The sequence below is a fragment of the Haloarcula sp. S1AR25-4 genome (genome assembly GCF_031624555.1).
GTDB classification, from domain to species: Archaea; Halobacteriota; Halobacteria; order Halobacteriales; family Haloarculaceae; genus Haloarcula; species Haloarcula pellucida.
The window spans coordinates 911,194-923,981 of record NZ_JAMQOR010000001.1 but is presented as its reverse complement, the minus strand read 5'-3'; the positions used below and the strand labels follow the sequence as shown (position 1 = coordinate 923,981).

The following is a 12,788-nucleotide window of genomic DNA, read 5'->3' as shown; positions in this document are numbered from 1 at the left end:
GACGACTCTCGGCGGGAAAAGGGTTCACTGTGTGACGTCGTAGCCGACGCTCGCGTCCCGCAGGGCGTCGGTGACACGCCCGACCGTGTCCTGTGTCGCGACGACGACGGCGTCCATCCCGCGAGAGGCGGCGTCGGCGGCCACCTCGCCCGCCGCGAAGTACGTCGTCGGTTCGACGCCGGCCTCGCGGAGGGCGGCGACGGCCTCGACGCCCGCCGCCGTGACGATAGACACGTTCTCGCAGGCCGAGGCGATGTCGGCCGTGTCCGTGGCGGCACCCGACCGGACCGGCGGGACCTGCAACACGCTGACGTGGCCGGGTTCGAGGTCGATGACGCCCTCGAATCCGGTGACGCCGACGACCGACCCGGCCTCGGCGCTCGTCGTCGTCACGCCCGTCGCCCCGCCGTCGTCACCGGGCGCGGCGTGGAGCAGGCCTTCTGAGAGCGATAGCGAGACGGTCTGGCCTTCCGCCAAGTCGGCCTCGGCTATCGCGGCGTCCTCCTGAACGCTCCCGAGGACGTCGTCGGTGACGTGGTCGACGAACCGCCGCATGTCGGTGGCCGACTGGAACACCCAGTCGACGCCCTCCTTCGTGACCCGATAGCGCGAGCGCCCCTCCTTCTCGACGAGGCCCTCGTCGACGAGGTCGCGGATGTACTCGCTGACCGCCTGACTCGTCACTCCGACGGCCTCAGCTATCTCGCCTTGACTGACCGCGGGTTGGCGCTCCGCTATCTCCACGAGGATGCGAAAGCGCGTCGCGGCCCGTTTGTTCTCGAGGACGTCGACCATAGTGGTCCGTAGATGGCACGGCTAAAAATACCTCTGTCCTGCGGACGCCAGCGATATGTGCGCGTAGCCCCGATGCCGACCCAATGGACGGACGATACGACGACCGAGCGCTGGTCGTCGACGACACACTCGTCGTCGCCGACCTCCACGTGGGCCGAGGCACCGGGGGGAATCTGGAGTTTCCGGTCGGGTCGGGAACCGACGTCGGCGAGCGGTTCCGCTCGCTGGTCGAGCGACACGACCCCGAGACGGCCGTCGTCGCCGGGGACTTGCTCCACTCCTTCCGGACGGTCCCACGAACCGTCGAGGACACCGTGGCGGGCCTGAAGGCCGCGTGCCGCGACGGTGGTGCTCGCCTCGTCGTCACGCCGGGGAACCACGACACGATGTTGGACTCGGTGTGGGACGGGCCGGTTGAGCGAGAGTACCGAATCGGCGACACCGTCGTCCTGCACGGCCACGAGGCCCCCGAGAGCGACGCCGACCGCTACGTCGTCGGCCACGACCACCCGACCATCGTCATCGAGGGCCAGCGCCGCCCGTGCTATCTGGTCGGGACGGGGCAGTACGAGGGCAGCGACGTGGTGATGCTCCCCTCGTTCAACCGCCTCAACGCTGGCGTCGTCGTCAACGAACTGTCGGCCGCCGATTTCCAGTCGCCGCTTCTCACCGACGTCGACCGACTGGAACCGATCGTCTGGGACGAGAGCGCCCGCCAGACCCGGTCGTTCCCGCCGCTGGGGGAGTTCCGACGGATGCTGTGACGAGGCGTCGGCCGGCGGGAGACGCCCTCGAACGGCGCGGTGACGCGCGGAATCGGAGCGTATAACGGTAGGTATTTGGGCTACCGCGGTGGACGCACGGATATGGTTCAGACTGGTGCCGCGCTCGCGCTTATCGCGATAACGCTGCTCTGCTTGCTGTTGCTGTACTTCGCGACGATAAAGTACGTCTCGGCGGTCCTCCTCGATGACGAGGGGGGTCACGAGGGAAACACGAGTAGCGGCGGACCCGCAGCGTAGGCCCGCCGCGACGGTTCTGACAGACCGCGTTAGAACAGTAGCTCCGCCGCGATTTTCCCGCTCTCCAACGCGCCCTGTATCGAGGACCAGCGGGTGTAGTCGCCGGCCAGCACGACGTCCCCGTCGGGGGCGTCCGGGGCGGGCAGGTCCGCCCGGAACCCCGGTGGCTGGGCGAACTGCGCGAGGGGGACGTGGTCGGTCCGGCGGTGTTCGAGCGCGTCGAATCCAGCCGCGGGGTACCACGACGCCAGCGTTTCTCGAACGTCCGCCGCCAGCGCCGCGTCGTCGCCGTCCGGGACGCCGAGGAACGTCGCGCTGTACAGTTCCATCCCCTCGGGGGCGTACTCGGGGGCGACGGCCGACATCGGCGCGACGGTGTTCGGGCGGTCGTCGGCCGCGTTGAGGACGATGCGCTTGCCCATGTCGGGGGCCTTGCTCGTCGGGAGCGAGAAGTACTGGGTGACACAGCCGAGCGTGTCCGTCGGGATGGCGTCGACCCGGGTCAACTCCGTGGCCGTCGCCGGGTCCGTCGCGACGACGGCCCCGTCCGACGTCACCGTCTCGCCGCCCACCTCGACGGCCACTTCGTCGTCGGTGCCCTCGACGGCTTGCACCTCGCGGCTCGTCTCGATGGTCGCGCCGGCCGAGACGGCGCGGTCGGCCAGCTGCTCGGGCATGGCCTGCATCCCCGCCGCGGGGACGACTATCTCGCCCTCGCTGAGCATCTTGTAGGTGTACTCGAAGACGGCGCTGTCGGTGCCCAGCGAGCGGTCGAGCGTGATGCCGCCGTAGAACGGTGCCGCGAATCGCTCGACGAAGCGCTTCGAGAACCCCTTCTCGGCGAGGTACTCGGCGATGGTCTGCCCGCCACCGGGGCCGTCGAGGATGGTCTCGGGGTCCCGCTTCGCCAGTTCCCGCTGGAGCCTAAAGAGTCGGAGTTTGTCCGCCGTCCGGACGTCCGTGTTGAACAGCGTCTGCGGCGCGGCCGTCGGGTTCCGAAGCGGGTCCGACAGCACCGACCGGTGGTTCGGCCGGGCGATGGTCGCGCCCGGGGTGAAGGGTCGCGGCGAGAGTGCTTCGACGTCGAGTTCGCGCTGTACCGCCGGATATGCCGAGAACAGCACCTGAAACCCCCGGTCGAACGTGTAGCCGTCCTCGCGGGCGGTCCGGACCCGCCCACCCACGCCGTCGCTCGCTTCGAACACCGTCACGTCCAGTCCCGACTCGGCGAGGTGACGGGCCGCGACCAGTCCCGCGAGGCCCCCGCCGACGACGACCACGTCTGTCATGGGCCGTCGTTCGGACTCGTGGCTCATGAGGATGCTGGAGTGGACCGGACGACACTTGTAGATGCCGTCCGCACGGCCGGGTATGCAGACGACAGCGGCGTTCCGTGGCCTCTCCTGTACCGCGTGTGACGAGTCGGCCGACCCCGACGAAGCGCGCTGTCCCGACTGCGGCGGCGTCCTCGCCCCAGAGTACGACGCCGACGAGGTGGCGAGTGCCGACGACGCCCGACCGTTCCCGACCGACGCGGCCGTCAGCATCGACGAGGGGGCGACGCCGCTCGTCGCGGTGCCGACGCTGGCCGCCGAACTCGGCGTCGCCAGCGCCGCGGTCAAGGACGAGGGTCGCAATCCGACCGGGTCGCTCGCCGACCGGAAACTCGCGCTGGCCGTCTCCGCGGCCGTCCAGCAGGGGGCCGAGCGAGTCGCCACCCCTTCGCCGGGGAACGGCGCACAGGCCGCCGCGGCGTACGCCGCCCGCGCCGCCGTCGACTCGAAGGGGTTCGTCCCCTCGCGCTGTCCGTTCCTCAACAAGGCGATGGTGAACGTCCACGGCGGCGACATGTACGTCGTCGAGGGTCGCTATCCGGACGCCGTCAACGCGTTCGAGGACAGCGACGAGACGTTCACGTCCGTCGCGCCCGGCCACCCCTTCCGCGTCGCCGGCGGGATGGCACTGGCGCTGGAACTCCTCGCGGACCGCGCGTGGACCGCGCCCGACGCCGTCGTCCATCCGACCGGCCACGGCGAGACGGTCGTCGGCCTCGAACGCGGGTTCGCGCTCGCCGCGACCGCCGGTCTCGTCGACGCGGTCCCCCGACTCTACGCGGCCCAACCGGAGTCGTCGGCGCCCATCGCCGACGCGGTGCGCGACGGTGTCGCCGACCCGACGCCGGTCGAACACCCAGATACGATCGTCGGCCCGCTCGAAATCCCCGATCCCGCCGCCGGGACCGCCGCTATCGATGCCCTGCACGCGACCGACGGCGGGGCGGTCGCAGTACCCGACGAAGACGTGTTGCAGGGTGCCGTCGACGGGTGTGAGATGGGCCCCGAGGTGGGGGCGACCGGCGGGACGGCCGTCGCCGGCGTCCGAGCGCTCGCCGACCGCGACGCCTTCGCGCCGGACGAGGACGTGGTCCTCGTCAACCCGGTCGCCGGGAGCAAGGAGGCCGACCTCTTGCGCTCACACCTGATGAGCCAGGGCCTCTGAGCCGCCGGTAGGGATTTGACGGGGCGAGCCGACCGTTCGATATGGCCCCGTCCCCGCTCCCCTCGGACGACTCCGTACTCGACCGCTACTTCTGGGCGCGGCACGCCAACCCCCTGAGCGGGTGGTCCCGCGTCCCGACGCTACCGCTCCTGATTACCTGTCTCTACCGGCGGGACTGGCGCGGCCTCGCGCTGACGCTCGCGTTCGTCGTAGTCAACCCGTTCCTGTTCGCCCCGCCCGAAGACGACAGCGCGTGGATGACGAAGGGGGTGTACGGCGAGCGACTCTGGACGAAGGGGGACCACGACGCGACTAGCTACCCGACCGTCCTGAACTATCTCACCGGCGTGGCGGCGCTGTACGCGCTCTACGCGGCCGTGCGCCGTCGCCCCGCGGAGACGGCGCTCGCGACGGCGCTGTCGATGGCGCTCAAACTCTGGTTCGTCGCCGAGATGGTCCACCTGTACGAGGCCGAACGAGACGCCAGCGCCGGTGGGTGACTGCCCCGGAGTGCCCGAACGGTTTTGTGAACCGCGGGGGGAACTGACGTGACACCGAATTGAATAAATATGTCCCGTCGCACCCTCCTGCCGTTGCTGATTGTCTGCCTCGTACTCACCGCTGGCTGTTCGTTCTTCGGCCCGAACCCGGACAGCTATTCGAGCAGCTACGACCTCAGCGTCGGCGTCGATGCCGACGAGACGCTCCGGAACGTCACCATCCGCGTGCCGTTGCCACAGGTCGACGGCAACGCCACGTTCGAGGCGACCGATGTCGCACCGAACGGGACGTTCGATGCGCGCGTCGTCGAAACCGAGTACGGTCCCATGCTGGAACTCACCACCGACGAGTTCACCGTCGAGACGCGGTACTACCGCTACGTCGAAGAAGGTGGCGTCGGCCGGCAAGAGGAGATATCCGAGGCCGAGTACGACCCGGAGAACCCGAACCACGCGAAGCGGACGCGCCGCACCGCCTCGACGTCGGCGCTTCGGGACGCCACCTACCCCATCGAGACGCGAACGCCCGTCGGCACTTCACCGACGTTCTACGGCGACGGGGTCACCCGGTCGCTCACCGACTGTTCGCTCCCTTACCGCGACGAGACGGCCTGTTTCACCTACGACGCGCCGGTGTTCCTCTCCTACGACGCGCCAGCGACCGCTCGCGTCGACGCGAGCGTCATGGTCGTGGGCTCCAACGAGTGGTTCTCCGGTGGCTGGACGGGCAACAGCTACGCCGACCGCGTCCACGCAAACGCCACCGGGCCACAGGACAGGTGGGTCTCCGCGTCGGGCCACACCGAGACGGGTCGGGGGAACTACCCGTCCCCGGAGCGCTGACTACGAGGCGTGCTGTTTCGCCATCGTGTAGGCCTCGCGGACTCGCTTGAACTCCTCCTCGTCGCCGCCGTGGTCCGGGTGGACCTCCTTCACTCGGTCGCGGTAGGCCGACTTCACCTCCGAGAGCGTCGCCGTCTGCCGGAGTCCGAGTTCGGCGAACGCCTGCAGCGTGGGGTCGGCCGACTGCTCGGGGTCCGGACCGAGCGACACCTCCGGCGTCTCGAAGGGGAGGCGCGCCCCCAGATGGACGCCCGGCATCTCGTGTTCGACGAGGACCGGCCGCGTCGGCGACCGATCGATGCGGTAGTACGCCCGGGCGTCGAACGTGATGGCCACGTCTCGCTTCGGGAGGTAGAAGGCGACGTGCTGGCCCTCGACGAAGTGGTTCTCGGCGAACTGCTCGTCGATGGCCTGCAGGTACTCCCGTAACTCCGCGCGCCGGCGCTCCTCGCCGCCGTCGCGGACCTGCCGTGCCTGCTGGTCGGCGGGGAAGAGTCTGTCTGCGACGACGAACAACCCAGCGACCAGTACGCTCCCGCCGGCACCGAGTAGTACGCCGAGGACCAACCACTCCGGTACCGTACTCGGATCTGCCTGCACGCGACTCCGTTGGCGCCGCCGAAATAAGAAATTCTCGCTGTTATCCGATGTACCGCAGATCCTCGTCGGCCGGCGACGGCGCGTTCTGTTGTTCCATCTCCTGAATCTTCCGGACGACTTCTTCCATCTCGTCGGCACGCTCCTCTAGGGACTCGTAGTCCACGTCGAAGCCGACGACGTCCTGTAAGATTTCGAGGACGGCCTGTGCGCTCTTGGGGTCGACCAGATAGCCGGACGTCTCGCCCATGAGACAGGCCGCCGTGATGTCACGTCGGCCACCGAGGCCCAGCAACAGACCGGAGACGCCGACGATGCCGCCGGCGGGTTCGTCCTCGCGGAAGACGACGCCCGAGTCTTCGAGCGTGTCGGCGAACTCGTCGGTGGTCGTCGCACCCAGCACGTCGTACTCCTCGATGAGTTCGCCGGTGGGGACGCCGCCCAGCGCGAACACTTCACCGACGCCGAAGTCCTCGCCGACGTCTAGGAACGCGTCGGTCAGGCCGTAGTGACCCTCGCTGTCCTGTGCCTGATGGTCGCCCGAGAGGACGAGCATGTCCCGTCCCTCCTCGGGCGTGACGGCGTGGAACTCGGCACACGCCAACTGAGCCGTCCGGTCGTCGATGCTGACCTGCGGCGGGAAGTGCGTCGAGTAGACGCGCCGGACGAGTTCGCTCTCCAGTTCCTCCAGCAGGTGCTCGGCGGCGAGTTTTCCGACGTGCCCGACACCGGGGAGTCCCTCGACGAGGACGGGGTCCTCCAGGTCCGGGTCGGCGAGTACTTCGATGTCGAATTCGTCCATACCGCCTACGTGCGGTTGCGGCGCTTAAGTGAACGTCGATACTCGCCGTGGGGGTCCGTCGGGTCGAACGGCGCCGGAGCGCTGTTGACGGCGTCGGCACCACACTCGGGACAGGAATCGGAGAGGGTGTACACCGGGCCGTCGTGTTCGGCGTCCCACGCCGAACATACCCGGATGTCAGACTTCATCGCTACTCGTCGTCTTCGGTCCGCTCGCGGTGGTACTCGCCGGTCCCACCGTGCTCTTCGACGACGGCCTTCGCGCGGGCGGCGCTCTCTTCGAGTTCGCCCTCGGCCGTCTTGTAGTCGGGCGCCTGCACCTGAATGCGGTACTCGGGCGACCCGACGTAGGTGACTTCGAGTTGAATCTCTTCGGGCACCTCGCCGTTCCCTTCGGCCGCTTTCAGCGCCTCCTTGATGACGTCGACGCCGTCGTGGGTCGGGCACTCGAGGTCGACGTAGCCCGTGACGTTGACGTAGGGCACCGAGACGTTGTTCCGGGCCGTCTGGACGATGGCTTCGACTTCGTCCTCGTCGAGGTCGGTCTCGTCGAGGGCGTCGGCGCCGTGGATGGCGGCGGCCTCGAACCCGTCGTACAGCGAGCCGAATTCGGCCAACAGCGCGTTCGCGATAGCGCCGTAGGTCTCGTCGTCCAGGTCCTCGCCGAAGGCCAGTTCCATCCAGTTGTCGGCCTTCTGCTCGTTTTTCCACTCCTGAATCTTCTCTTTGCGCTGGTGGTCGTTGACGTCCTTGATAGAGAGGTCTATCTGCTGGGACTCCTCGTCGACGTCTAACACCTTGGCGACGACCGTCTGACCCTCGTTGACGTGGTCGCGGACGTTCTTGATCCATCCGCTGGCGACCTCGGAGATGTGACAGAGGCCACGCTTGCCCTCGTACTCTTCGAGGTCGACGAACACGCCGAAGTCCTCGATCTCGTCGACCTTGCCGACGACGAGTTCGCTCGGTTCGGGCCAGCCGCTGTATTTCATCCTATCGGGCCTCGACGACGTCGGTCACTTCGCCTTCGATGGCGGCCTTCCCACCGGTGGGACGGGCGAGGGTGTGGCCACAGACGGCACACGAGACCTCGCTCGACGCCTTCTCGAAGAGGGTCTGTTCGTTCTCGCAGTCCGGACAGGCGACGGTGACGAAGCTTCCAGCCATGATTACTCCTGGAACTCCAGTCGGCCGGCGCGCCATCCCTCGCGGAGGTGGGCCTTGCCACACTCGCCACAGCGGTACTTGAGGTCCGTCTTCTTGGTGGGCTTGTCCCCACCCGGGACCTTCGAGAACTTCCCGTCGTTCCCGATACCGGAGTTGCGCTTGCGCTGGCGGTCGATCCACTTCATTCCGGTCTCGCGGCCAGAACGGACCTTCTCGACCTCGTGTTCGTTGTGCTCGTTACAGTGCGGACAGTACGTATTGAAGCGTCGCGGCATCTCCATAGATATCGACCTTACGGAGCGATTTGGTGTGGCCGCTTAAAACCCGTTTGGTTCGGAGTCGCGTCGCCGTCCCCGCATCGTGTGGTGACCGTTCTCTCGCTCGCCTTCGAAGTCACTAAGTACGCCGTTTTCGAAGCCACTGGTATGAAGAAGCTCATCATCCACGGGGATCCCGGCCTCCGGAAGGGCGGCCGCATCGAGTACGACGGCGACGAGTACGAGGTGTTCGCCGTCGCTCGACAGGGTGACTGGCACGGGCCGGACCGGCCGCAGCTCTGGTGTACTATCGGGCAGGAAGACGAAGAAGAGACGTTCAAACGACAGGACTACATCCCGAACCACCTCGACACCGACGACGTCGAGGCCGAAGCCGTGACCGTCCTCCGCGAACGCGGGGCATCGAACGCCGAAGCCTAGACTCGGACGGCCGATTCTCAGAGCTGTTTCTGGTGGACGCGGTAGACCACCACGCCGTCGGTCCGTTTTACCGCCGTCACGCCCGAGACGTGGTCGACCGTTATCTCGCCGTAGCGGGCGCGCTCTGCCGGCCCGACGTAGACGTACCGAACGTCGTACTGCCGGAGGAGCGCTATCTGGTCGCTGGCGCTCCCGGTGTATATCGTCCGGACGTCCTCGACGCGCGTCTGATACACCGTGTCGTTGCGGTACTGGGCCTCGTGGTACCAGCCAGCGACCGTCGGCAGGCCGGTCAGGCTCGCCGGGGCGCTGGAGCCTTTCCCCTCGTCGGGGTTCCACCGGTAGCCGGCGGGCGCGGCGGTGACGATGGTCGGTCGCCCCTCGACGGTCCGGTCCAGCCACCGGATGGCCTCGGCCTCTCGCGGATGCTCGCGGTCGAGGTAGGCGGTTCCGTTCAGCGTCGGCTCACCGGCCGCGTCGACGTGGTTCGAGAGCGCGAACGCGCCGTACACCGACGTCGAGAGGACGAGCAGGGCGACGAACGCGCGCACGCCGGTCGTCGTCGCCGCTCGGCGCGTCTCCCCGTCGGGCCGCCAGCGGGTGAGGAGCCACGCCAATACGGGGCCGACGGCGGCCGCCCAGAGCACCCACACCTGCATGTACGTCTTGAACACGGTGTTCATCCGGCCGATGTTCTCCTTCACGAAGACGAACTCCACGAGCAAGACGAGGCCGGCACCGGCCAGAATCAGGACGACTTCGAAGTCGACGGTGCGGTCGCCGCCGTCGGTGAGCGCGGGCACCGACTCCAGCGACCGACTCAGCGACGGCGACCGGGCGAATAGCCACGCGCCGGCGACGAGCGGGACGAGTAGCCCGACCGCAGCGAGGTCGACCGTCGCGCCGAGGAAGACGACGCCCACCGTCGCCGCGCCGACCGCCCGCGCTCGGTCCGTCCCGAGCGCCCGCCCGGCCTGCGCGTAGAGGTAGAGCGCGAACGGGAGGAGGAAGATGCCGTGGACCGAGAGCAGTTCCAAGAGCGACGAGCGGTCCGGGAGGACGGCTACCTCGCGGCCGCTCGCCGCGCCCAGCCAGAACGGGAGCGACCACAGCAAGCCGACGAGGACGATGGCGACGGCGACGGCGAGTGCGATGCCGACGCGCACCGCCTCGTGTGTCAGGCCGGTCGTCCGGAGTCGCTGGCTGACGCCGTTTGGCAACAGCGTCGTCGGGTCTGACGGGGCGAGGACGACGGTCAGCATCGCGAGGCCGGCGACCGAGGGGAACGACCACGTGTTCGTCACGGCCATCAGGCCAGCGAGGGCCGGGAGCGCGCCGAACAGGAGTGCCAGTCGGCGGCGCCACTCGACGGCCGGCGTCTGGTAGTAGCTGAAACACAGCGCGGCCGCCAACAGCAGGAAGCCCGTGCTCATCATGTGGGCGTGCATGTCGCCGTTGAGCCACGCGAACAGTGGGAACTCGTCGATGACGAAGGCCGCGCTGGGCTCGTAGGTCACGAAGTCACCGGCGTCGTCGGTGATGACGCGGCTGGCGTCCCAGTAACTGAAACGGTCGGGGCTCGTCGCCAGTCCCTCCACTTCGTATCCGGCGGCACCGGCCACCCACTGCCCGGCGCCGTCCGGCAGAAGCCAGATGAGGAGGCGCATCGGCGTCGAGAGGTTGCTGGCGATACCAACGAAAAAGGCGGCGAGTCCCGCGGCCACCCGTCTCGGGACGCCTCTGTCGGCGGCGATGGCGCCCGCAAGCCCGTAGGTGGCTGTCACCAGCGTCGCGTAGAACCCCGCGAGCGCGAGGTTGTAGGCGTACTGGCCGGCCGTCCCGGTGAGACGCGTGAGGATGGCCGCAAGCAGGTGGCCGCCGTAGTAGTACGCGACCGGTTCGCCGGCGAACCACATGTCTTCGGGCGGGAGCGTGTCGGCCCGCAGCAGCGATTTCAGCAGGCCGTAGTCGAGGAACTTCTCGCCGCCGATGGGGACGATGGCCGGGTCGAGGGCTCTGACGGCGATCAAAACGCAAAACGCGAGGGTGAACACGCCGGCCACCTCCGCGTACGCGCGCCCGTCGACGGTGACGCCCCGGACGGCGGCGACCACCGCGGCGGCGACGAGGACGAGAAGGCCGAGGTAGATGCCGGCGGTCAGCGAGAGGCGGCCGACGAAGTAGGTGACGAGCCACAGTGTCGAAAGCGCCACCGGGATACCGAAGGCGACGCCGCGATTCGCGAATCGCGGGAACAGGGCGGCGGCGACCGTCGCGCCGACGTAACAGAGCAACAGGTAGAGCGCAAGCCAGAGGACGACGAGGCCGTACTCCATCACCCGCGAGAGTGCGACGCGGGCCTATACGTCTTTTGCACCGCCCGCCCCTGTTTTGTACCGTGTCGTGCGTCTTCGAACTGTTTTTACTCACCCACGGAGGAAGCTAGCACGATGTCGCGTTCCGTCGGTATCGTCGTCCCGGCGTACCGCCCAGACGTCGCCCAGTTGCGGACGTACGTCACCGCTATCGACGAGTATCTCGACCCGGAGACCATCGTGGTCGAACTCGACGCCCCGAAGCGTGACGTGCCCGAGCGACTGGCCGACCTGCCGGCGCGCATCGAGACGGTGCCGTACCGCCGGGGGAAGGGCGCCGCTATCACCGCCGGGTTCGAGACGCTCTCGACGGACGTGCTCGTGTTCGCCGACGCGGACGGGTCCACGCCCGTCGACTCGCTCGCCGAAGTGGTGTCGCCGGTCGTCGACGGCGGCGCCGACCTCGCGGTCGGGTCCCGCCGGCACCCCGACGCCGCGGTCGCCAGCCACCAGACGTTCGCCCGGCGGTTCCTCGGCGACGCGTTCGCGTGGCTGGCCGGCCGACTGCTCGACGTCTCGCTGTACGATTATCAATGCGGCGCGAAGGCCATCGACGCCGACGCTTGGGGGCAGGTCCGGAGTCACATCTACGAACCCGGGTTCGCGTGGGACGTCGAACTGGTGGCCATGGCGGGGGCGCTCGACCTCCGCGTCGTCGAGGTGCCGATAGCGTGGGAGGACAGACCGGGGTCGACCGTCTCGCCGGTCAGGGACTCTGTTGCCCTCTTCCGGGCGCTGCTGGCCGCTCGTCACCGGGCGAAACAACTCAGCGACGACCGCCTCCACACCGCTATCGCCGCACGTCGGGAGGACCCGACGGCGCTCGTCGAACGTGACCGATGAGCGGACCGAGTGACCGTCTCCGGCACTTCCTGCCCGACCGCTTCGAGTCGCTCGTCTCCGGCGTCCGCTTCGGACAGTTCCTCTCCGTCGGCGTCGTCGGCGCGATCAGCGACAACACCGTACTGGCCATCCTCGGCCTCGTCTTCGACGTGCCCGACCTCTGGGCGAAGGCGGCCGGTATCGAGACGGCGATTCTGGTGATGTTTCTCGTCAACGAACACTGGACGTTCTCGACGATGGGTGCCACCGGCCGTGGCCCGTTCCTGAAGCGACTGGTGAAGTCCCACATCGTCCGGTCGGGCGGGGTTACGATCCAGCTACTCGTCTACTGGGTCCTGACACAGTACCTCGCCATCGAACTCGTCGTCTTCGAAACGGACCTCTGGTTCATCGCTGCGAGTCCAATCGCTATCGCCATCGCGATGGTCGTCAACTACGTCTTCGAGAGTCTGTTCACGTGGCAGGTCCACCGCGACGGGGCCACGTAGCGCGTCACTAATTCACGGACGGCACTCGAATCACAACCCTTAATGAGGGGGCTCGGGTATGAACAGGTAGCGGGATGGGATAGCCAGGAGATTCCGGCGGGCTCATAACCCGCAGATCGGTAGTTCAAATCTACCTCCCGCTACTTCTCAGCGAACTACG

Annotated in this window: 17 protein-coding genes and 1 tRNA gene; 9 read left to right on the top strand and 9 right to left on the bottom strand. The window is 68.0% G+C overall.

Going from position 1 to position 12,788, the window contains the following annotated elements; genetic code table 11:
- Positions 1–24: 24 nt before the first annotated feature.
- Positions 25–795 carry a winged helix-turn-helix transcriptional regulator gene (locus tag NDI85_RS04790; protein ID WP_166969181.1) on the bottom strand — a complete coding sequence of 257 codons (771 nt, stop codon included), beginning with the start codon at positions 793–795 and terminating at the stop codon, positions 25–27.
- Positions 796–878: 83 nt separating this feature from the next.
- On the opposite strand from NDI85_RS04790, the gene NDI85_RS04785 reads away from it, so the two are divergent.
- Positions 879–1,559, top strand: a complete 681-nt coding sequence (locus NDI85_RS04785) for a metallophosphoesterase (protein WP_310915100.1) — start codon at positions 879–881, stop codon at positions 1,557–1,559.
- Between the two features lie 102 nt (positions 1,560–1,661).
- Positions 1,662–1,817, top strand: a complete 156-nt coding sequence (locus tag NDI85_RS04780) for a hypothetical protein (protein ID WP_310915099.1) — start codon at positions 1,662–1,664, stop codon at positions 1,815–1,817.
- 29 nt (positions 1,818–1,846) lie between these two features.
- On the opposite strand, the gene NDI85_RS04775 is transcribed toward NDI85_RS04780, so the two are convergent.
- A complete protein-coding gene (locus NDI85_RS04775; RefSeq protein WP_310915098.1) occupies positions 1,847–3,106 on the bottom strand; it encodes an NAD(P)/FAD-dependent oxidoreductase in 1,260 nt (419 codons plus the stop codon).
- A gap of 82 nt (positions 3,107–3,188) precedes the next feature.
- Here NDI85_RS04775 and NDI85_RS04770 point away from each other — a divergent pair, with 82 nt between their 5' ends.
- The 3 genes from NDI85_RS04770 to NDI85_RS04760 all read left to right on the top strand — a co-directional run bounded on the left by NDI85_RS04770 (position 3,189) and on the right by NDI85_RS04760 (position 5,659).
- Positions 3,189–4,316: a pyridoxal-phosphate dependent enzyme gene (locus tag NDI85_RS04770; RefSeq protein WP_310915097.1), complete on the top strand. Its 1,128-nt coding sequence runs from the start codon at positions 3,189–3,191 to the stop codon at positions 4,314–4,316.
- 41 nt (positions 4,317–4,357) lie between these two features.
- On the top strand, positions 4,358–4,816 hold the full coding sequence (locus NDI85_RS04765; protein ID WP_310915096.1) for a DUF6653 family protein: 459 nt from the start codon (positions 4,358–4,360) through the stop codon (positions 4,814–4,816).
- Between the two features lie 69 nt (positions 4,817–4,885).
- Positions 4,886–5,659, top strand: coding sequence for a hypothetical protein (locus tag NDI85_RS04760; protein ID WP_310915095.1), 774 nt, complete (start codon positions 4,886–4,888; stop codon positions 5,657–5,659).
- On the opposite strand, the gene NDI85_RS04755 is transcribed toward NDI85_RS04760, so the two are convergent.
- Genes NDI85_RS04755 through NDI85_RS04730 form a run of 6 tightly spaced genes read right to left on the bottom strand, consistent with a single transcriptional unit; the run spans position 5,660 to position 8,505 of the window.
- The gene (locus NDI85_RS04755; protein WP_188994175.1) at positions 5,660–6,259 is read right to left on the bottom strand and encodes a J domain-containing protein; all 600 of its coding nucleotides are present in this window, start codon (positions 6,257–6,259) and stop codon (positions 5,660–5,662) included.
- A 40-nt stretch (positions 6,260–6,299) separates the two neighbouring features.
- Positions 6,300–7,058, bottom strand: coding sequence for a proteasome assembly chaperone family protein (locus NDI85_RS04750; protein WP_188994177.1), 759 nt, complete (start codon positions 7,056–7,058; stop codon positions 6,300–6,302).
- Positions 7,059–7,063: 5 nt separating this feature from the next.
- The gene (locus tag NDI85_RS04745) at positions 7,064–7,246 is read right to left on the bottom strand and encodes an RNA-protein complex protein Nop10 (RefSeq protein WP_166969199.1); all 183 of its coding nucleotides are present in this window, start codon (positions 7,244–7,246) and stop codon (positions 7,064–7,066) included.
- A gap of 2 nt (positions 7,247–7,248) precedes the next feature.
- On the bottom strand, positions 7,249–8,049 hold the full coding sequence (locus NDI85_RS04740; RefSeq protein ID WP_166969201.1) for a translation initiation factor IF-2 subunit alpha: 801 nt from the start codon (positions 8,047–8,049) through the stop codon (positions 7,249–7,251).
- Between the two features lies 1 nt (position 8,050).
- Positions 8,051–8,224, bottom strand: a complete 174-nt coding sequence (locus tag NDI85_RS04735; protein WP_166969203.1) for a 30S ribosomal protein S27e — start codon at positions 8,222–8,224, stop codon at positions 8,051–8,053.
- A 2-nt stretch (positions 8,225–8,226) separates the two neighbouring features.
- Entirely contained in the window at positions 8,227–8,505 is a 279-nt protein-coding gene (locus NDI85_RS04730; protein WP_166969205.1) for a 50S ribosomal protein L44e, read from the bottom strand.
- 144 nt (positions 8,506–8,649) lie between these two features.
- On the opposite strand from NDI85_RS04730, the gene NDI85_RS04725 reads away from it, so the two are divergent.
- Positions 8,650–8,922 carry an HAH_0734 family protein gene (locus NDI85_RS04725; protein WP_188994179.1) on the top strand — a complete coding sequence of 91 codons (273 nt, stop codon included), beginning with the start codon at positions 8,650–8,652 and terminating at the stop codon, positions 8,920–8,922.
- Between the two features lie 17 nt (positions 8,923–8,939).
- Here the strand turns inward: NDI85_RS04725 and NDI85_RS04720 are convergent, their stop codons facing one another.
- Positions 8,940–11,258, bottom strand: coding sequence for a DUF2298 domain-containing protein (locus NDI85_RS04720; RefSeq protein ID WP_310915093.1), 2,319 nt, complete (start codon positions 11,256–11,258; stop codon positions 8,940–8,942).
- 114 nt (positions 11,259–11,372) lie between these two features.
- Here NDI85_RS04720 and NDI85_RS04715 point away from each other — a divergent pair, with 114 nt between their 5' ends.
- From NDI85_RS04715 to NDI85_RS04705, 3 genes are all read left to right on the top strand, one after another.
- Positions 11,373–12,140, top strand: coding sequence for a glycosyltransferase (locus NDI85_RS04715; RefSeq protein ID WP_310915092.1), 768 nt, complete (start codon positions 11,373–11,375; stop codon positions 12,138–12,140).
- Positions 12,137–12,628 carry a GtrA family protein gene (locus NDI85_RS04710; protein ID WP_188994186.1) on the top strand — a complete coding sequence of 164 codons (492 nt, stop codon included), beginning with the start codon at positions 12,137–12,139 and terminating at the stop codon, positions 12,626–12,628. Before NDI85_RS04715 ends, NDI85_RS04710 begins: the two co-directional genes overlap by 4 nt.
- Positions 12,629–12,696: 68 nt before the next feature.
- Positions 12,697–12,771 (top strand) — tRNA-Met (locus NDI85_RS04705).
- The last annotated feature ends 17 nt before the right edge of the window (positions 12,772–12,788 follow it).